Here is a 20,389-nt window from a genome sequence, read left to right as displayed (position 1 = left end):
ATGTCCCCGCGCCAGTCCCTACCCCTGCTATGGCTGCTCAGCGATGCGCGCAATGATGCCGTGCTGGAGAACGGCCTGCAGGCACTGCCCAAGGGGTCAGGCTTCGTGTTCCGGCACTATCATCTGGACCCGGCGCAGCGGGCACGCCGGTTTGGCGAACTGGCTGACTTGGCGCGGAAATCCGAGCACCTTGTGATCATGGCGGGCGAGGCCGGACTGGCGCGCAGCCTTGGCGCAGACGGTATATACGGCTCGCCCGCCGCCATCGCAGACGCAGAGGATATGCTTCGCCTCGCCGCCGCGCATGACGGCGCTGAATTGCAGGCCGCAGAGGCTGCGGGGGCCGATGGCGTGTTCCTCTCCCCCGTCTTTCCGACCCGCTCCCACCCTGGCGGCGCGACGCTGGGCGTGCATGGTTTTCAGGTGCTGGCGCAGCAGTCCCCTATCCCGATAATCGCGCTGGGCGGGATGACCCACGACCGCGCTGAAGAGCTTGCCTGGCCGCGTTGGGGAGCCATTGACGGCTTGAGCTAAATCCCACAGCTCGACGAACGCCGCTTGACGGCGGACTCGCACAGGACTCATACTGCGCGCTCACACCGCTCGCAGGGGAATATTCATGGCAACTCGCGCAGGCGCCAAACCGGACTGGCGCGCAGCCTTTCGTCGCTCGCTGCGCCGGGTCACGCATATGGCGGGCGCGGGGCTGCTGCTGGCCGTACTGGCGTTCCTGACGCTGAGCGTGGCCAGCTATACCCAGACCGATCCCAGCCCTTCCACCGCCGCCAGCGGGCTGGATGTGCGCAATTGGATGGGGACCAGCGGGGCGTGGACCGCCGAACGCGTGCTCAATTTCTTCGGCCTGACGGCGATCCTGCTGTTTCCGCTGCTGTATATCGCTGCCCGCCGCCTGTGGCGCGGTGTCGAAAATGCCGACGAGACCGAGACACCGGGCCGCTGGTGGGGGCCGCTGCTGCTGCTGTTGCTGGCGATGGTGCTGCTGGGCACAGTGTTGGCACTCAGCTTCGATGCGGCTTCGGGCTCGCTGCCCGCCGGGCCGGGCGGTCTGCTGGGCCAGCTGGGTGCGCTGGGCGTTGATGGCGTGGCGCTGCGGTTTGGTGAAAGCGCAGCGGGCTGGATCGTGCTGGCGCTGGCGCTGGTGGCGCTGTTTGGCGGCATTGCGCTGGTCACCCGCGTGTTTGCCATCGATTGGGCGCAGTTCCTGACCCTGCCTGAATTCCTGACCCGCCGCCGCGCAGAAACCGATAGCGACCTGCCCGTCACGCCCAAACGCCGCATTCGCGATAATGCCGCCCAGGATGATGACGAGGAGGCAGAGGATGCCGCCCCCGCGATGCGCGAACCGCGCCGCAGTCCGACGATCCCAGATCCGGTATCGGCCCCCGCCCAGCCCCGCGCCGCCAAGCCCAAACAGCGCGATATGTTCGCCACTTACGAGCTGCCCAGTCTGGAACTGCTCAACGAAATACCCGAAAATTCGGTGCCGAAGCTCGACAAGATCGCGCTCGAACGCAACGCCCGCCTGCTCGAAAACGTGCTCGACGATTTCAACGTCAAGGGCGAAATCACAGCGGTCCGCGCAGGGCCGGTGGTCACCATGTACGAGCTGGAACCCGCCGCCGGGATCAAGGCCAGCCGCGTGGTCGGCCTGGCCGAAGATATTGCCCGCAATATGAGCGCGATCAGCGCGCGCGTTTCGCCCATTCCGGGACGCACGGTGATCGGTATCGAACTGCCCAATGCCGACCGCCAGATGGTCAGTTACCGCGAGCTGGCCGCCTCCGGCGCGTTCGTCGACAGCAAGGGCGCGCTGCCGATGATCCTGGGCAAGGATATCGCGGGCGAACCGATTGTCGCCGATCTGGCCGCCATGCCGCATCTGCTGGTGGCCGGCACCACCGGATCGGGCAAATCGGTTGGCCTCAACGCCATCCTGCTCAGCCTGCTGTACCGCTTCACACCAGAGGAATGCCGGTTGATTCTGGTCGATCCCAAGGTGCTGGAACTCAAGACTTACGATGATATCCCGCACCTGCTCAGCCCGGTGGTGACTGAACCGCACAAATCGGTTCGCGCGCTGAAATGGGCGGTCGAGGAGATGGAAAAACGCTATCGCATGATGAGCAGCGTCAATTCGCGCAACATCGCCAATTTCAACGAGAAAATCAGCGCCGCCATCGCCAAGGGCAAGCCGCTGGGCCGCCGCGTGCAAACCGGCTTCGACGCCGAAACGGGCGAGGAAATTTACGAGGAAGAGCAGCTGGATTACGCGCCGCTGCCGCTGATCGTGCTGATCGTGGACGAGCTGGCCGATCTGATGGTCACTGTGGGCAAGGAAATCGAGGTGCTGATTCAGCGGCTTAGCCAGAAAAGCCGTGCGGCGGGCATCCATCTGATCATGGCGACACAGCGGCCCAGCGTCGATGTCATCACCGGCGTGATTAAGGCGAACCTGCCCACCCGCATCAGTTTCAAGGTCACCAGCCGGATCGACAGCCGCACCATCCTGGGCGAACAGGGCGCGGAGCAACTGCTGGGCAAGGGCGATATGCTGTACAAGCCCAACACCGGCGCGATGGTGCGTGTCCACGGGCCGTTTGTGGCGGACGAAGAGGTCGAGCGGGTCGCCGACCACTGGCGCGCGCAGGGTAAGCCCGACTACGTGGACGCCGTTACCGAAGAACCCGAGGATGGCGGCTATAATTTCGAGGACGAATTCACCGCCAGCGACAATCCTGACGAACGCAAATACCGACAGGCGTGCCAGATCGTGTTCGAAAACCAGAAAGCGTCGGGTTCGTGGCTGCAACGCCAGATGGGCGTGGGCTACAACACCGCTGCAAAATGGATCGAGCGGATGGAAAGCGACGGGCTGGTCGGACCCGCCAACCACGTCGGCCGCCGCGAAATCTTCCGCGACCGCGATGGCAATCCGATGTAGCCGAGCGCCCGCTCTGGCACAGCACATGCGCAGGAATACCTAGGCCCCCGGTCGCGGGATTATTTACCCCGTGCCGCTTTAAACCTCGCCATGGACGAGGGACACTTTGCAACCACACCCGCCGTAGCGGTTTCCGAAAACCGGCGTGTCGCAGAGCTGCATGCTCTGGGCATTCTGGACACCGCGCCGCAAGCGATTTTCGATTCGATCACCGCGCTGTGCAGTGCCAGTTTCGCGTGTAAGCTGGCGGGCATCGCACTGCTTGATGCTGACCGCCAGTGGTTCCTATCGACGTCCGACCCACTGATCCTGGAAGTGCCTCACGAGCTGGCACTGCGCAATCACATCATCGCATCGGGACAGCCCTTGCTGGTCACAGATCTGGCCGCCGACCCGCGCTTTCCCGATCACCCGATGGCTCGATCACAGAATGGGATTGCTTCCTATCTGGGTCAGCCGCTCAAGGGGCCGGGCGGTCACTGTATCGGCACACTGTGCCTGGCCGATCCGCAGCGCGCCAAGTTCACTGACGCTCATGTCACGCAGCTGGGGAAACTGGCGCTGGTGGTCGAACAATTGCTGCTGATGCACCGCAGCCATCTGGCAATCAGCGAGCTTAACTCCGAACTTGAGGGCCGGTCGCGCGAACTTAGCAATTCCAACCGCATCTTCGAGCAGGCGGAACGCACCGCCAATATCGGATCATGGCATCTTGATCTGGTCTAAAACACGCTGAACTGGTCGGCGCAGGTCTATGCAATCCACGGGGTCGAGCCGGGAACACCGCTGGAAGTCGACAAGGCGATCGAGTTCTATCTGCCCGAATATCGCGAAATGGTGAGCAGCAGCATCCAAGAGGCTCTGGCGCATGATCGACCCTTCGATTTCGAAACCAGTATCCAGCGGCCAGACGGGACAGTGCGCCGGGTGCGCAGCCAGGGCGAACGAATGCGTGATGACAGCACTGGGCAGGATTCGCTGATCGGGGTGTTTATGGACATCACCTCGAGTCACCGCGACCGCATTGCTCTGGTCCACGCTGCCAACCATGATTTGCTGACAGGGTTGTACAACCGGCTCCATTTCGATCGTTTGCTCGTCGAGAAGATCGCCGCGAGCCAGGGGCAGCGCGGCGCGCTGTCGCTGATCCTGATCGATCTCGACGGATTCAAGGACGTCAATGACACCTTTGGCCACCTTAATGGCGACTATGTGCTGGCTCAGACCGCCCAACGGATCGCTCGCGCAACGCCAAAGCAGGCGGTTGTGGCGCGCTGGGGCGGTGATGAATTTGCGCTGCTGGCCCCGCCCGGCGCATCGCGTGAACAGCTGGAGTTTATTGCCAGACGGATCACTGAGGCAGTCAGGCAGGACATCAATGTCCCCGGCGGCAAGATTTCAGTCGGCGCGACTTGCGGCGTGGCTGTCCACGATGGTCTGATCGAAGGTAAGGAACTGGTCCGCCGCGCCGATCTGGCGCTGTATCACGGCAAGAAATACGAACCGGGCCAGACACATTTTTATTACGACACGCTTGAGCGGTCGAATCATGCCCGCCAGATTGCCGTTGCCGAAGTGAAGAGCGCGCTGGCGAACCAGCGGATATGTGCCGGATATCAACCCATCGTACGTCTGGAAGACAAAGCCATTGTCGGCTTCGAGGCGCTGATGCGGCTGGATACCGATTCCGGGGTACGCATGACTGCAAGCGAGGTGTTGCCCGCGCTGCTCGATCCGGTTCTGTCGCGCGAGATTGGCAATAGGATGCTTGGCTTCGTGTGCCGCGACATGTCAGTTATGCAGGCAGCGCATAACGGATTGCGGTTCGTCAGTGTCAACGCGACCGAGGCCGACATCCTGAGCCGGGATTTTGCAGAGAATTTCCTCGCCACCCTGCGTGACAAGCAAATCGCGCCCCATTCGGTGGCGCTGGAAGTGACCGAAACGATGTTGCTGGTCAACGACACCCGCCGCGCGCAGCGGGTACTGACCACGCTGCACGATGCGGGCGTACGGATCGCGTTGGATGATTTCGGGACAGGGTTCTCCTCGCTGTCTCACCTGCGGGACTTCCCGATTGACAAGGTCAAGATCGACCGCAGCTTTGTCGAAACTATCTGCTCCGTGCACCAGAACCGGATGATTGTTCAGGCGCTGATTTCGATGGCGCACAATCTGGGGATCAAGGTGATTGCCGAGGGGATTGAAACCGAGGATCAGCGCGCTTTGCTGATGCAGATGGGCTGTCATCTGGGGCAAGGCTATCTGATCAGTACAGCGCGGACCTTGCGCGAAGTGACCCGCCCCGCCGCGACCACTGGCCAGCACAGGGCGCCGCCGACGGATCAGCGGGGCCGGTGGAAAGCGCCCGTCCCCCGCGCCGTCAATTCTCGCTGAGGTGGCTGTTATCATCATACCCTCTCGCCGTTAGGGCAATAGGACTTTGCAGGCAGTATCTTGCCGCGCTGTGGTTGCAGTTGTAACGAGCTGGGCGAGAAAAGGAGTCCTCCCCATGCGCATCGGTTGCCCCAAGGAAATCAAGAACCACGAATACCGTGTCGGCCTGACCCCCGAAAGCTCGGGCGAACTGGTGCACCGCGGCAATGAAGTGTGGATCGAAAGCGGGGCCGGAAACGGCATCGGCGCGAGCGATGACCAATACCGTATGGCGGGCGCCAAGATCGTCGACGGGCCCGATTTAATCTTCGCCGAATGCGAAATGGTGGTGAAGGTCAAGGAACCGCAGGCGGTCGAACGCGCCAAGCTGCGCCGCGACCAGATCCTCTACACCTACCTCCACCTCGCTCCCGATGCCGACCAGACCCGCGAGCTGGTCGCTTCGGGCGTTACCGCAATTGCCTATGAGACGGTCACCGGGCCAAACGGCACTCTGCCGCTGCTCAAACCGATGAGTCAGGTCGCCGGGCGCATGAGCATTCAGGCGGGCGCAACCGCGCTGGAGAAGGCGCATGGCGGACGCGGCGTGCTGCTGGGCGGCGTTCCCGGAGTGCTGCCCGCCAAGGTCACTGTGATCGGCGGAGGCGTGGTCGGTTTCAACGCCGCGCAGATGGCGGTTGGCCTGGGCGCCGATGTCACCATCCTCGACCGCGATCCTGAAGTGCTGGAAAAGCTGGGTATCCATTTCGAAAGCCGCGCCAAGACGCGCTTTTCCAACAAGGCCAATCTGGAAGAGGAAGTCTGCAAGGCCGACCTCATCATCGGTGCCGTGCTGATCCCGGGTGCCGCTGCGCCCAAGCTGATCAGCCGCGAAATGCTCAAATCGATGCAGCCGGGCAGTGTGCTGGTCGATGTCGCGATCGATCAGGGCGGCTGTTTTGAAACCAGCCGCGCCACCACCCATGCCGATCCGACCTATATCATCGATGATGTCGTGCATTATTGCGTCGCCAATATGCCCGGCGCGGTGGCGCGCACCAGCACCTATGCGCTCAACAATGTCACTCTGCCGCACGCGCTGCGGATTGCGCGCATGGGCTGGCAGGGCGCGCTGGCGGCTGATCCGCATCTTGCCGAGGGGCTGAACGTCCATGCTGGCGAGGTGACGTATGAAGCCGTCGCGACCGAATTGGGTTATGCCTACCGCCCGGTCGCCGAACTGCTGGGGCATTGATTCTTTTCTGAATTGCCCCGGAAATCGTCTCTGAATTCAACGCACTGAATTTTTGGTTGGTTTCAACTATTTTCGGCTAAGCCTTGTCCAGATGCTTCGTCTGGTTTTCCTTTTTTGCGCAACGCTATTGCTTTGGCTTGGCGCAGCATCTGCGCACGCCCGGACCAATGCCATTGAAGTTGCACCCAAATGTCACCTTTTTACCGGTGATAGCGCGACACTTGATGGCGCACTCAAATCACCTTCTAACTGGGATTGCAGCGCAGAGGGCTGGGATTCGCGGCTGCCGATAGCCTGGCTATCTTTCGACATGAGGGGGTTCACCAAGACCGAGCCCGCGTTCGATTTCCGCGCTCACATGGCAAAGCTTCGTTCGGTCACGCTTACGGCCATCGATGCGGATGGTGAACGGCGCAGTATCGTTCATCAGCCGGAGGACCTGTCTTATACGGAAACCGGTCCGTTTTACACTGTCACGCTTCCCGAAATCCGCGACGATACAGTGCAACTGATCGCCCGCATCGACCGCGCCCACAATATCCTGTCATTAAGCGGATCGCGCGTATCATCTGACGAAACCATGCAGGTATGGTCGACCGGGTCAGTGGCGCTGACGGCACTGGTCATGGGCCTTTTGATCGTCGCACTGGTGCTTGATCTCGCAGCCTACATGATACTGCGCCAACGTTTCGCCCTGATGCATGCCTGTATCATCGTCGGAATGCTCGGCTTTCTTGCCGTATCAAGCGGGCTGGTTTCCTTGGTCAGCGATGCCCGCACCGACCGGCTGTGGGTTTTCGGAACGCTGTGCTGCGTGTTTTCCGTCGCATCCTCATCAGTATTCGCGCGCGACCTGATCGAGAAAGGCATGCTCCCCTTGCAATTGCGCAAAGCGCTGCTGGTCTCTGCGGTATGGAGTTTCACGGTATCGGGTTTCTTCGGACTTCAACTGCATGCTACCCACGCTTTTGACAATTCGGCATATTTTATCTCGTTCCTACCGGTAATCGCAATTTACGCCATTAGCGTGTTTCAAGCGCTGATCCGAGGAAGCATTGCGGCCCGTTATCTCGCTTTCGGCTGGGCCGCTGTTATTCTCGCAGTGGTTGAGCGTATTGCCCGCGGGATGGGACTGTATGTAGGGCCTTCGGAGCTCGATCAGTTGCTGCATCTTGCCGTCGGGATCGAGGTCCTGATTGTCGCATTGGGCGTTGGCCACCGCTTCCTGCAGATTAAACGCGAACGCGACCAAGCCTTGCAAGCGGCTGATGTGATGGAACAATTGGTTCTACAAGATCCCCTGACAGGCGTCATGAACCGGCGCGGGCTTGAGCCTGAATTCGATCATTTGCTCGAACAAGGGTTTACCATCTGGGCATTGATCGACCTCGACAATTTCAAATCGGTCAATGATGAATTTGGGCATCAAATTGGCGATGAAGTACTCAAAGCGACAGCGCTGGCGCTTTGCCCTGACGAGAATACTCTTGTTGTCCGGATTGGCGGTGAAGAGTTCATTCTGCTGCTACGCGGCGCGAATGCCGTCGAACGAGCAGAGCGGCGGCGGCGAGCTATTACCAACAGGGTGATGACAGCAGTGCCGGTGCTTGATCGTCCGGTAACTGCCAGTATGGGAATTGTGGACATTGAAAACGTGGCCAAAGAGGTCAATATCGATTTCACAATTGTCTATTCGCGCGTTGACCAATTGCTATATCGCGCCAAGGAACAGGGCCGCAATTGCTACACCCATGAACGGCTGTCGTTATTTGATCCCGAACCTGCCGGTGAAGCAGGTGCGATGGAGCTGGGCTATGACTACCGCCCGGCTGCGAATCTTCGCGGATAAGAATTATTGCTAATCCCGCTCTCCGTAACCCGCCTTTAAGGCGTTGGCTCTAGGGCGGTCGGATGGGACGGGAATTTTCCGCCTTTTCGATGCGCAATTTGCGTGTGCTTTTGCTTGCGATTTTTGCGGGCTTTTTTGTCGTGCCTGCTTTAGCGTCGGCCCAGGCCGTGTTTTCGCCCGGCTCGGTCTGTCACACTTCGGGCAAGCTTACAGCATCCTATACCGACCTCCGGGCTGATCCGGCGCGCTGGGTTTGTGAAGGGTCGGAGATGGACTGGGAGCAACCGCGCCATGTCATCCGCCACGATTTGCGCGCCCGGCCCGCAGACCAGCCAAACCCGCAGTTTGCGCAGTTCGATCGCTATGATTTCGACGGGCTGACCGTCATTGTCGAAGGCGTGGATGGCAGCCGCGCGTCAAAGAGCTTTGCGTTTGACGATGTGCGGTTGGGATCGTCCAGCCTGCTATCGGTTGTCGACCTGCCAAAGATCAAGGAGCGCGCCGCTGCGGTGGTGATGGTGCTGGATGGCGGAATGTATCCCGAAGTGCTGGTGACTGCGCAGCTCACCGACAGCCTCATGGCCCGCGCCACTGCCGGGCTGCCGCATCTTTTCGCCGCGCTACTGTGCGGTTTGCTGCTGGCCCCGATGCTGTTCGATCTGGGCTACTTCCGCGCGCTGCGTGAGCCATTCCCGCTGTTTCATGCGCTGTTTTGCATTATGGCATTTGTGCAGACCGCCGCAGTATCGGGCCTGATCCCGCTGATGACCAATCTGAGCTTTTCAACCGAATTGATCATCACTTATTTCAGCCTCGACATCATGGTCGCGGCGACATTCCTGTTCGCCTATAATTTTATCGAACGCGAACATCTGGGCAGCTGGCATCGCAAGCTGCTGATCGCGATCGCGGCATTGGCAATCGCCAGCGGGGTGATGACCACATTCCTGCCCGATGCATTCGGCTATTGGATCGATCATGTCTATTTTGGCGTCTATGCGCTGATCCTGGCCGGCTATTTCACCGTGCTGTTTGTTGCCAAGCGGCGCGGCAGCCGGATGGCACCTTATCTGATCTGGGGCTTTGCGCCGCTGTCCGCGATCATTCTGGCCCAGCTGGCCAGCGTTTACATCCCGGTGCTGGGATGGGAATTCGACGAAACCTGGCCGCAAAATCTGGCGTTGCTGTTCGAAGTGGTCGCCACCGCGCTGGCGGTTGCCAACCGCTTCATCCGCATCCGCCGCGAGCGTGACCAGGCGATGGATGAAGCGCGCACGCTGGGCGCACTGAGCGAGCGTGACGAGCTGACCGGCCTGCTGAACCGCAGGGCGCTGGAGACGCGCTATGAAGCGCTGGTCGCTGACGGCTTCCACGCGATGGCGGTGGTCGATCTGGATCATTTCAAGCCGATCAACGACATTTACGGCCATCCGGTGGGCGACGCGGTGATCCAATGCGCAGCGGATGCGCTGGCTGCGGGTAGCGATCAGGATGTGCTGGCCTTCCGCATCGGCGGCGAGGAATTCCTGCTGCTGCTGCGCGGCAAAGGCGCCGCCAAACGCGCCGAAGCCCGCCGCCGCGCCATCACTGCGCGCACATTATCCGAAATGGACGGGTTTGATCGCCCGGTGACCGCCAGCATGGGCTTCCTCGAATTCGGAAAAGTCGTCGGCCAGCCGGGGATAGACTTTACCGCACTGTATTCGCGCGCCGACCAGCTACTCTACGCGGCAAAATGCGGCGGGCGGAACCGTACGGTCGAGGATCAGCTGGAAATGTTTGTTCCCGAAGACGAGGACGAAACCGGCTCGACTGCCTTCGCTTAAGCGAAGAAGGGCGCGACCACTTCCGGCCGGACGCGTACCAGCCGCCCGCTGGCGCGGTCCAGCATCGCCCAGTTTGTCGCTGCCGAGACAATCACCTTGCCAGCCGCATCGCTGAAATCGACCCGGCGCAGCGAAGTTGCCCCAAGCGGCTGCCCTTCGATCCAGGTTTCAGCAGTAACACTGTCGCCTACATCTACATTGCCCCGATAATCGATCTCGTGCCGCACCACGACCCAGATGAAAGCCGCATCATGTTCAGGCGCCGCCAGCGCGCGCCAATGCTCGGTGGCAAGGTCCTGCACCCATTGCACCCACACGATATTGTTGACGTGCCCCAGCTCGTCGATGTGCTGGGGCAGTGCCGTAAAGCTCTTGCGGAAGCGGACGCTCACGGCTGCTTGGTCATACCCAGCTGCCACAGAATGAAAGCGAACTCCTCGGCGGTTTCATAGATCGATTGATAACGGCCCGATTTGCCGCCGTGCCCTGCACCCATATTGGTTTTGAGCAGCAGTTCGTTGTCGTCGGTCTTCAGCTCGCGCAGCTTGGCGACCCATTTGGCTGGTTCCCAATAAGTGACGCGCGGATCGTTCAAGCCGGCGGTGACCAGCAGCGGCGGATAATCCTGCGCCACCACCTGATCATAGGGCGAGTAGCTGAGCATATAGGCAAACGCCTGTTTCGAGGTGATCGGATTGCCCCATTCCTGCCATTCGCCCGGCGTCAGCGGCAGGCTGTCATCGAGCATGGTGTTGAGCACATCGACAAACGGCACATGCGCCGCCACTGCGCCCCACAGATCGGGATCGGTGTTGATCACCGCGCCCATCAGCTCGCCGCCGGCAGAACCGCCTGAAATGCTGATCCGGCCCTTTTGCGTGATGCCGCGCTCCACCAATCCCTTCGCCACATCGACGAAATCGTTGAAGGTGTTGGTGCGGGCATTCATCTTGCCCTGCAGATACCAATTGCGCCCCAGATCATCGCCGCCGCGAATATGCGCGATGGCATAGGCAAACCCGCGATCGATCAGGCTGAGCCGCGACACGGTGAAGCCCGGCGGCACCGCATAGCCATAGGCGCCATAGGCATAGAGATGCAGCGGTCCGGCCCCGCCGTCTGCCGCCTTGGGCCGGTCCTTGCGCATCACCACGCTGACCGGGACCATCGTGCCGTCACGCGCGCGAATTTCCAGCCGCTCGGTCGTGTAGAGCGAGGGATCGTAACCGCTGGGAATTTCCTGCTGCTTGAGCAGTTCCAGCTCGCCGCTGGCGACATGATAATCATAGACCGAATCGGGCGTGACCATGCTTTCATAAGCCAGCCGAAGCTTGTTTGAGGCGTATTCGGGATTGTTCGACAGGCCTGCGGAATAGCTGGCCTCGGGGAAGGGGATCGCGGTCAGCTTTGCCGGATCGCGGTAATCGCGCAGCTGCACCTGATCGAGGCCGTTCAGCCGCCCTTCGGTGATGTAAAAATCGGCAAACAGATCGAATTCCGACAGATAAAACTCGTCCGACCCCGCTATCAGCGTGGTCCAGTCACCGGGCGCATCAAGGCTGGCGGTGGCGAGGCGGAAATTGACGTGATCATCGTTGGTATGGACGAACAGCGTCCCGTCACGCACGTCGACATCATATTCGACGCCTTTCTTGCGCGGTTTGACCAGCAACTGCGGCCCTGTGGGATCATCGGCGCGCACCAGCCGCACTTCGGTGGTTTCATTGTCGCCCGCCGCGATGATCAGCCAGTCTTCCTGCGCGGACAACCCGCTGCCAACGCGGAAGGTCTCGTCATTCTCGTGATACAGCTCGACATCCTGATCATTGGCCTCGCCCAGTCGGTGCAGCCGCACATTGTCGACGCGCCATTCCTTGGTCGCCAGACCATAGACAATGGCGCTGTCACCCGCCGCCCAGACCGGACCGGCCAGCGTGCCGGGAATCTCGTCCGCCAGCAGCTCGCCTGTGGTCAGATCCTTGATCCGGATGGTGAAGCGTTCCGCCCCGCTGGTGTCGGTCGAATAGGCGAGATAGCGCCCGCTGCGCGACATCGCGAAGGCGCCAAGGCGGAAATATTCCAGATCCTTGGCCAGCGCGTTTTCATCAAGGATCAGCACCGGATCGCCGCCACTGGCCGCGCGGCGGTAATGTTTGCGGTATTCCTGACCGGGCGAAAATTCGGACCAGTACAGCCAGTCGCCATCTTTCTGGGGCACTGAGGAATCGTCTTCCTTGATGCGTCCCTTGATCTCTTCGAACAGCGTATCGACCAGCCCCTTTTGCGAAGCCATCCGCGTCTCGAACCAGGCGTTTTCGGCCTTCAAATGGTCGAGCACATCCTTGTCATCAACCTCGGGATAGCCCTGATCTTTCAGCCAGTGATAGGGATCGGAAATGGTGATCCCGTGGTGGGTATAGGAATGCGCGCGCTTGTCGGCCGAAGGCGGATTTACGGGCGGTTTGGCGGGCTGATTCAACGGGGTCTGATCCTTGTCGGCAGGGGTCTGGGCCATTGCTGCGGGCGCGGCAGCAAGCCATGTGCAGGCGGTGATGAAGGCAATCGAACGCGGCAGTCGCATGGCTTGTCCCTTACCTATGTCCGCAGCGGTGGAAAGACCCGCCGCAGATCGCTATGATGGGTTCCTGACTATGCCGCCCGGTGATGGGCCGCAAGCGCCAACTCGCCCGATGGGCGAACGGCTCCGACAAAAGGTAGATTACGATGCTGATGCACACCCATGAAGCCCGCCTCGACGCCCTGCGCAAGGAACTGGCCAAACGCGGGCTGAACGGCTTTGTGATTCCGATCTCGGACGAACATATGAGCGAATACGTCGGCGAATATGCCCAGCGGCTGGCCTGGCTGACCGGCTTTGGCGGCAGCGCAGGCAGCGCGGCGGTGCTGGCGGGCGAGTTTTCGGGCAAGGGTGCCGCGATGTTTACCGATGGCCGCTATACCGTGCAGGTGCGCGATCAGGTGTCGGGCGAGCTCTATGATTACGAGGATGTCCCCGCCACCAGCCCGGCCAAATGGCTTGCCGCCAATGCGCCGCAGGGAGCGAAAATCGGCTATGACGCATGGCTGCACGGCATTGACTGGGCCGAAGATGCCGAGGCGCTGTTCGCCAAGCGCGGCATCACGCTGGTGCCGGTGGACAGCAATCCGATCGACACGGTGTGGCAGGATCGCCCGGCGCCCTCCGCCGCGCTCGCGGTCCCGCATGACGACAAATTCGCGGGCCGGTCCAGCGCCGACAAGCGCGCCGAAATTGCCGATTGGCTGAAACGCGAAGGCTATGACGCCACAGTCATCACCGCGCTGGATTCGGTGGCATGGCTGCTCAATATGCGCGGGGCCGATGTGGCCAACACGCCGGTGGCCCTGTCCTATGTGGTCGCCCATGCCGATGGCACTGCCGAACTGTTCATTGCGCCCGAAAAGGTCAGCCCCGAACTCTCGCAGCATCTCGGCAATGCGGTAAAGGTCCGCGACCGTGCGGACTTCCTGCCCACGCTGGGCAGTCTGTCGGGCAAGACTGTCGCGGTCGATCCCAAGCACGCGGTGGCAGGCATATTCTACGCCTTGCAGGCAGGCGGCGCGAAGCTGGTGCGCGATGCCGATCCCGCCGTGTTGCCCAAGGCGATCAAGACACCCGCCGAACAACAGGGCCACCGCGATGCTCAGGCGCGCGACGGGGCGGCGGTGACGCGGTTCCTGCGCTGGTTGAGCGTGGAGGCGCCCAAGGGCGAGCTTGACGAGCTGGGCGCGGCAGCCAAACTGCGCGAATTCCGGGGGCAGAGCGCTGCGCTGCGCGATACCAGCTTCGACACCATCAGCGCCGCGGCGGGCCATGCCGCCCTGCCGCATTACAAGGTTGATGAAGACAGCAACATCACCATCCCGCCCTCCAGCATTTTCCTGTGCGATTCGGGCGGTCAATATGATGACGGCACCACCGACATCACCCGCACCGTGTGGGTCGGGCCGGGGCAGCCGAGCGCGGAAATGATCGACCGCAACACGCGGGTGCTCAAGGGTCATATCGAACTGGCGCTGGCGGTCTTCCCCGATGGCACCAGCGGCGGCGCACTGGATGCGCTGGCGCGGATGCATCTGTGGGCTGGCGGTGTCGATTACGGCCACGGCACCGGCCACGGCGTCGGGAGCTATCTGTCGGTGCATGAAGGGCCGCAGCGGATTTCCAAGCCCGGCGGCGCGTTCCCCGGAACCGAAACACCGCTGCGCGAAGGCATGATACTGTCGAACGAGCCGGGCTATTACAAAGCAGGCGAATACGGCATTCGCATTGAAAACCTGATCCTGACCGTGGCCGCCGATATCGCTCAGAGCGAAGGCCAATATCTGGGCTTCGAGACGTTGACCTTCGTGCCGCTGGACCGGCGGCTGGTCGACAAGACCATGCTGACACCGCGCGAAATTGCCTGGTGGAACGATTACCACGCGCAGGTTCGCGCTATCCTCGCGCCGCAGCTCGATGGCGATGATCTGGCCTGGCTCGAAGCCGAATGCGCACCCTTGTAGAAGCACTTATGTTCCCATAATGTTCCGATGCTGCGAGTCGCTTGATAGGAGAAATCGCATGCTTGGTTATGTTACTCTCGGGACCAATGATCTCGAACGCGCCGCCGTTTTCTATGACGCCATCGCCAAGGAAATGGGTGTGGGGCGGATGATGGAATTCGACAGCTTTATCGCCTGGGGCGAAATGGGCGGCGCGCCGGGCTTTGCGGCCACCAAGCCGTTCGATGGCAAGGCTGCGACATCCGGCAATGGCACGATGGTGGCGCTGGAAGCAAAGGACCGCGACCATGTACAGCGGATTTACGATGCCGCGCTTGCCAATGGCGGCAGTGACGAGGGCGCACCCGGCCCGCGCGGGGAGCCGGACCCCACTGGCGTGGTTTTCTACGCCGCCTATTTCCGCGATCCCGATGGCAACAAGTTCAACGCCTTCCTGATGGACAAAGTGTCCTGACATGACCGACAAACGCACCCTGTCCGAAAGCTTCCTGCACCTCGGACTGGGTGCGACTGCGGTGCCGCAGCCCGAGTTTTCGGGCATGGAATGGTACGAAGGCTATGGCGCGCGGCACGGCGCGGACGGGGCCGAAGGGCGGCTGGTGTCGCAATATGAGTTTACCGAAGACTGGACCAGCTGGGAAATGCATCCGCATGGCAGCGAAGTGGTGATCTGCACCGCTGGCCAGATGACTCTGATCCAGGAAATTGACGGCGGCACAGACCAGACGGTCATGCTCGAAGCGGGCGAATATATCGTCAATCCGCCGGGCGTCTGGCACACCGCCAATGTCGAAGGAACGGCCACCGCGATCTTCATCACCGCTGGCGAGGGCACCCAGCATCGCCCACGCTGACCAGCTGTCACGCGGCTGAACACCGCGGCATGAACGGGACAAAGCGTTACAATTCACGCTGGGCGTGGGATAAAGCTGCGACAAAGCGCGCCTATAACCAATCCATGAGTTGCGGCGGGTCGGCCACTTTCCCCCCCTCACCCTGTTGCAGGCACCGTCGCAGCTCTTCGTTTTTACATTCGGAGAACCACCATGAAGAAGTTTGCCCTGACCCTTTCAGCCGCCGCACTGGCGCTGACCGGCGCGCACGCTGCGCTTGCCCGCGATCATGACCGCCCCAACCCTGACGCCAATGGCGATGGCGCAGTAACGCTGGCGGAAATGCAGGCGCATGGCGCGCAGATGTTCGCCAGGATGGATGTCAACAATGACGGCGCGATCAACGCTGCCGACCGTACGGCCAAGATGGGCGAGCGTTTCGCCGGAATGGACGCCGACGGTGATGGCGAAATCTCGCAGGCCGAAATGCAGGCCGCCCATGCCGCACGGATGCAGCAGCGCAGTGAGCGCCGCAGCGATCACATGGCCGATCGCTTCGCCAAGATGGACGCTGATAACAGCGGCGGACTGTCCGCAACCGAACTTGAAACAGCGCACGAAGGCCGCGGCCACCAGATGGGTGACGGCAAGCGCGGCAAGCACCGCATGGGTGGCGGCAAGGGCGAACGCGGCGGCCATCACGGAATGCGCGGCGGCGCTCACACCATGCTGGCGATGGCCGATGCCGATGGAGACAAATCGGTGTCGCGCGCCGAATTCGATGCCGGCATCACCGCACATTTCGGCATGATGGACAGCGATGCCAATGGCTCGCTTTCCGAAGCCGAGCTGAAGGCCGGGCACAATGCCATGCGCAGCCAGCGGCACGAACGCCGCCGCGACCGCGCTGGCAACTGAGCCGCTTGCCTCAAACCGGCACCAGACGGTAGGCGCGGGACAGGACATGACCGAACCCGCGCCCACCACCCTGCTGCTGGTCGATGACGAGCAATCCCTGCGCGAACCCCTGGCGGAGTATCTCACGCGCCAGGGGTTCCGCGTGCAGGAGGCCGCCAGCGCTGCTGCTGCGCGCAGTATGCTGCTGGGCGAAATGCCCGATCTGGTGCTGCTCGACATCATGATGCCGGGCGAGGACGGGTTGTCGCTGACCCGCCATCTGGTCGAGGCGCATGGCCTGCCGGTGATCCTGCTGACCGCCAAGGGCGAGCCGATGGACCGCATTGTCGGGCTGGAAATTGGCGCCGATGATTATGTGGCCAAGCCGTTTGAACCGCGCGAGCTGGTGGCGCGGATCCGTTCGGTGCTGCGCCGGTCGGACCGCACTGCCGTTCCGGCGGATGAGCAGCAGGCCTATCATTTTGAAGGCTGGACACTTGATCCGCTCAAACGCCGCCTGACCGATCCCGACGGCACGCTGATCCCCATCTCTACTGCCGAATTTCGCCTGCTACGGGCGTTTTGCGACCACCCGCGTCAGGTGCTCGACCGCGACCGCTTGCTCGACATGGTGCAGGGCCGCGAGGCGCAATTGTTTGACCGTGCGGTCGACAACCAGGTCAGCCGCCTGCGCCGCAAGGTAGAGGCCGACACGCGCAACCCGCATTTCATCCAGACCGTGCGCGGCGGCGGCTACCGATTCGGCTGCGATGTCACCCGCACTGCCGCGCAGGACGCGCGCTGATGCGGCTGCTGCCGCGCAGTATGCTGGGCCAGGTGATGCTGGCGTTGGCCGCCGCGCTGCTGATCGCGCAGGCAATTTCGGCAGTGCTGCTGTACCGCGCCGCCGAACAGCGCCGCGAATTGGTGATCGTCCACGCCGCCGCTTTCCAATTGCTGAGCGGGCCGCGCCGCAGCGGGCGGCATGAGGCCATGCGCGGCGACCGCCGTCATGGGCCGCACCGCTTTGACCCCGCCCGCGATAGTTCCGAGGCGATCCGCCTGCCGCGCCGCTTCCGCTATGACGAAACCCGGACCAATCCCATTGGACCCGGCGAGCCGCGCGACACCCGCCGCGAACGCGCGCTGACCGCGCTGTTACAGACGCAAGGTATTGCCATCGATGCCCTGGCCATCACCCGCCATCCATTGGCGGACGATCCTCTGGCGCAGCAGATGCGCGAAGAATTGCCGCTGCTCGACCAGACATTGCGCAGCCTGCCGCATGATGTGATGGTCATCGGCCTGAAACAGGAGGGCGCCGAGAACTGGCAGGTCGCCCGGCTTCCGGTCCCGCCGCGCGATGGCCAGATCCTGCGCACGCTGGTGCTGCAAACGCTGATCCTGTTCGCGGTGCTGGTCGGGTTGCTGTATCTGGTGCTGCGGCGGATTACGCGCCCTCTGGCGGCCCTGGCAGAGCGCACCCGGCGCTTCACCGGCACTGGCTCGGAAGAGCCACCGCTGCCCGACACCGGGCCGCAGGACATCCGCCGCCTGATCACCGCACACAATGCCATGCAGTCGCGGATCGGCGCGATGCTGGATGAAAAGGACGTGATGCTGGGGGCGATCGGGCATGATCTCAAAACCCCGCTAACCGCGCTGAGAGTTCGGATCGAAGGCATTGACGATGAAACCGCGCGCACCAAGATGGCCGCGACCATCGAAGAGATCACCCGCACCCTTGACGAAATCCTCGCGCTGTCCCGCATTGGCCGCAATGATGCCGCTGCCGAGCGTACCGACGTGGGCGCGCTGGCGGCCTCTGTGGTCGAGGAATTCGAGGATCTAAACGAGCCGGTCGAGCTGGCGCTGGGCGAGCGCGTGGTGGCTCCGGTGCATCTGACATGGTTGAAGCGCGGTCTGCGCAATCTGGTGTCCAATGCGCTGCGCTATGCGGGCGGCGCGCGCGTTTCAGTGGTGACCGAGGGCGGCGAGGCGATACTGCGCGTCGATGATGACGGGCCGGGGATTCCCGAGAGCCGCATCGCCGAAATGCTCGAACCGTTCACGCGCGGCGAAAACAGCCGCAACCGTGAGACCGGCGGCGCAGGTTTGGGACTGGCGCTGGCCCGCGCCGTGGCGCAGCAGCATGGCGGCACGCTCGTGCTGGCCAACCGCCCCGAAGGCGGCTTGCGCGCCGAAATCCGGATTCCGCTGGCTTAACGCATCAGCCCGCCGACCAGATTGCGCACAAATCTCCCGGCAAATGCCCCGCCGAAACTGGTCGCCACCGTGCCTGCCGCCGCAGTGGCCGCTGTGCGCACCGGATTGGCGCGCGATTTCTTGCCGAGGATGGCCGCCGCCGCCACGCTGGCCGCCGATCCCGCCGCCGCGCCCATCGCCGCCTTGCTGGCTTTCTCCCACAGCGAAGTGGTCTTGCGCGCCCGTTTGCCGACTTTCTCGCGGCCCTTTTCGGCAACCTCTTCTGCCGTCGCAGCAGCATCAGAAGCTTTCTGCACCAGCACTTCCTCCGCGCTTTCGCGGTCGACCGCTTCATCATATTTGCCGTCGAGCGGGCTGAGCGAATTGATGATCGCGCGTTCCTTGGCTGTAACCGTACCCAACCGCGAATGCGGCGGTTTGATCAGCGTGCGCTGGACCACGCCGGGCGCGCCGTCTTCCTGCAGAGTCGACACCAGCGCCTCGCCCACGCGCAATTCGGTGATCGCCTGTTCGACATCGAGGTCGGGATTGATGCGGAAAGTTTCCGCCGCCGCCTTGATCGCCCGCTTGTCGCGCGGGGTAAAGGCGCGCAGCGCGTGCTGGACGCGATTGCCCAGCTGGCCGGCGATTTCTTCCGGGATGTCGATCGGGTTCTGCGTGACGAAATAGACACCCACGCCCTTGGATCGGATCAGCCGCACCACCTGCTCCACCTTGTCGGTCAGCGCCTTGGGCGCATCGTCGAACAGCAAATGTGCCTCGTCAAAGAAGAACACCAGCTTGGGTTTGTCGGAATCGCCGACCTCGGGCAGCGTTTCGAACAGTTCGGCCAGCAGCCACAGCAGGAAAGTCGCATACAGCTTCGGGCTGCGCATCAGCTGGTCGGCGGACAGGATATTGATAATCCCGCGCCCCTGATCGTCCAGCTTAAGAAAATCGTCGATTTCCAGCGCCGGTTCGCCAAAGAACATATCCGCGCCCTGGCTTTCGAAGGACAGCAGCTGGCGCTGGATCGCCCCCACGCTGGCGCGGGTGACATTGCCGTAACGCGCCGACAGATCCTTCGCATTCTCGACCGTATAGGCCAGCATCGATTGCAGATCGCCCAGATCGAGCAGCAGCAGCCCTTCCTCGTCAGCGAATTTGAACACGATGTTCAACACGCCTTCCTGCGTGTCGTTGAGGTCGAGCAGGCGGGCCAGCAGCAGCGGCCCCATCTCGCTTACCGTAGTGCGGATCGGGAAGCCTTTTTTGCCGAACAAATCCCAGAAAACCGCCGCATTATCGGCATAGGCATAATCCGCCATGCCCAACTCCTGCGCGCGCGCTTCCAGCTTGTCGGCATGCTTGAATTGCGCCGAACCGGCCATGGCGATGCCGGACAAATCGCCCTTCACATCGGCCAGAAACACCGGCACGCCATTGGCGGAAAAACTCTCCGCCAGCCCCTGCAATGTCACGGTCTTGCCGGTGCCCGTTGCCCCGGCGATCAGGCCGTGCCGGTTAGCCTGCGCCAGTCGCAATACCTGCCGCTGGCCATCCTCACCCAATCCGAGAAAAATCTCGCTCATCGCCTGTCGCTCCCGTTCAAATTTGGCCTCCCGTGTGGCGCAGCGGTAC

16 protein-coding genes are annotated in these 20,389 nt (G+C 62.1%); 13 read left to right on the top strand and 3 right to left on the bottom strand.

Going from position 1 to position 20,389, the window contains the following annotated elements:
- From FEV51_RS08955 to FEV51_RS08925, 7 genes are all read left to right on the top strand, one after another.
- The gene (locus FEV51_RS08955) at positions 1-534 is read left to right on the top strand and encodes a thiamine phosphate synthase (protein WP_138618023.1); all 534 of its coding nucleotides are present in this window, start codon (positions 1-3) and stop codon (positions 532-534) included.
- Positions 535-619: 85 nt separating this feature from the next.
- Positions 620-2,962 carry an FtsK/SpoIIIE family DNA translocase gene (locus tag FEV51_RS08950; protein WP_138618021.1) on the top strand — a complete coding sequence of 781 codons (2,343 nt, stop codon included), beginning with the start codon at positions 620-622 and terminating at the stop codon, positions 2,960-2,962.
- Positions 2,963-3,052: 90 nt separating this feature from the next.
- Positions 3,053-3,688 carry a GAF domain-containing protein gene (locus FEV51_RS08945; RefSeq protein WP_138618019.1) on the top strand — a complete coding sequence of 212 codons (636 nt, stop codon included), beginning with the start codon at positions 3,053-3,055 and terminating at the stop codon, positions 3,686-3,688.
- A gap of 6 nt (positions 3,689-3,694) precedes the next feature.
- A complete protein-coding gene (locus FEV51_RS08940) occupies positions 3,695-5,359 on the top strand; it encodes a bifunctional diguanylate cyclase/phosphodiesterase (protein ID WP_281281620.1) in 1,665 nt (554 codons plus the stop codon).
- A gap of 115 nt (positions 5,360-5,474) precedes the next feature.
- Complete coding sequence (gene ald, locus FEV51_RS08935; RefSeq protein ID WP_138618015.1) at positions 5,475-6,593, top strand: alanine dehydrogenase; 1,119 nt, start codon at positions 5,475-5,477, stop codon at positions 6,591-6,593.
- A 91-nt stretch (positions 6,594-6,684) separates the two neighbouring features.
- A complete protein-coding gene (locus tag FEV51_RS08930; RefSeq protein ID WP_138618013.1) occupies positions 6,685-8,442 on the top strand; it encodes a GGDEF domain-containing protein in 1,758 nt (585 codons plus the stop codon).
- Between the two features lie 269 nt (positions 8,443-8,711).
- Complete coding sequence (locus FEV51_RS08925) at positions 8,712-10,268, top strand: sensor domain-containing diguanylate cyclase (RefSeq protein WP_171033079.1); 1,557 nt, start codon at positions 8,712-8,714, stop codon at positions 10,266-10,268.
- On the opposite strand, the gene FEV51_RS08920 is transcribed toward FEV51_RS08925, so the two are convergent.
- Together FEV51_RS08920 and FEV51_RS08915 are read right to left on the bottom strand one after the other, a co-directional pair.
- Positions 10,265-10,660 carry an acyl-CoA thioesterase gene (locus FEV51_RS08920; protein WP_138618009.1) on the bottom strand — a complete coding sequence of 132 codons (396 nt, stop codon included), beginning with the start codon at positions 10,658-10,660 and terminating at the stop codon, positions 10,265-10,267. The genes FEV51_RS08925 and FEV51_RS08920 overlap by 4 nt on opposite strands.
- On the bottom strand, positions 10,657-12,849 hold the full coding sequence (locus FEV51_RS08915) for a S9 family peptidase (protein WP_425466607.1): 2,193 nt from the start codon (positions 12,847-12,849) through the stop codon (positions 10,657-10,659). Before FEV51_RS08915 ends, FEV51_RS08920 begins: the two co-directional genes overlap by 4 nt.
- 143 nt (positions 12,850-12,992) lie before the next feature.
- Here FEV51_RS08915 and FEV51_RS08910 point away from each other — a divergent pair, with 143 nt between their 5' ends.
- From FEV51_RS08910 to FEV51_RS08885, 6 genes are all read left to right on the top strand, one after another.
- A complete protein-coding gene (locus tag FEV51_RS08910) occupies positions 12,993-14,813 on the top strand; it encodes an aminopeptidase P family protein (protein WP_138618007.1) in 1,821 nt (606 codons plus the stop codon).
- A gap of 58 nt (positions 14,814-14,871) precedes the next feature.
- The gene (locus FEV51_RS08905; RefSeq protein ID WP_138618005.1) at positions 14,872-15,267 is read left to right on the top strand and encodes a VOC family protein; all 396 of its coding nucleotides are present in this window, start codon (positions 14,872-14,874) and stop codon (positions 15,265-15,267) included.
- A gap of 1 nt (position 15,268) precedes the next feature.
- Positions 15,269-15,667: a cupin domain-containing protein gene (locus tag FEV51_RS08900; protein ID WP_138618003.1), complete on the top strand. Its 399-nt coding sequence runs from the start codon at positions 15,269-15,271 to the stop codon at positions 15,665-15,667.
- A gap of 192 nt (positions 15,668-15,859) precedes the next feature.
- Complete coding sequence (locus tag FEV51_RS08895; protein WP_138618001.1) at positions 15,860-16,564, top strand: hypothetical protein; 705 nt, start codon at positions 15,860-15,862, stop codon at positions 16,562-16,564.
- Positions 16,565-16,610: 46 nt separating this feature from the next.
- Positions 16,611-17,348: a response regulator gene (locus tag FEV51_RS08890; RefSeq protein ID WP_138617999.1), complete on the top strand. Its 738-nt coding sequence runs from the start codon at positions 16,611-16,613 to the stop codon at positions 17,346-17,348.
- Positions 17,348-18,769 carry an ATP-binding protein gene (locus FEV51_RS08885; RefSeq protein ID WP_138617997.1) on the top strand — a complete coding sequence of 474 codons (1,422 nt, stop codon included), beginning with the start codon at positions 17,348-17,350 and terminating at the stop codon, positions 18,767-18,769. Before FEV51_RS08890 ends, FEV51_RS08885 begins: the two co-directional genes overlap by 1 nt.
- On the opposite strand, the gene FEV51_RS08880 is transcribed toward FEV51_RS08885, so the two are convergent.
- The gene (locus FEV51_RS08880; protein WP_138617995.1) at positions 18,766-20,340 is read right to left on the bottom strand and encodes a helicase HerA-like domain-containing protein; all 1,575 of its coding nucleotides are present in this window, start codon (positions 20,338-20,340) and stop codon (positions 18,766-18,768) included. The genes FEV51_RS08885 and FEV51_RS08880 overlap by 4 nt on opposite strands.
- Positions 20,341-20,389 lie beyond the last annotated feature (49 nt).

The sequence above is a fragment of the Qipengyuania marisflavi genome (assembly GCF_005884405.1).
In the GTDB taxonomy this organism is placed as follows: Bacteria; Pseudomonadota; Alphaproteobacteria; order Sphingomonadales; family Sphingomonadaceae; genus Qipengyuania; species Qipengyuania marisflavi.
The sequence above is the reverse complement of the archived record's forward strand: the minus strand, read 5'-3'. Positions and strand labels throughout refer to the sequence as shown.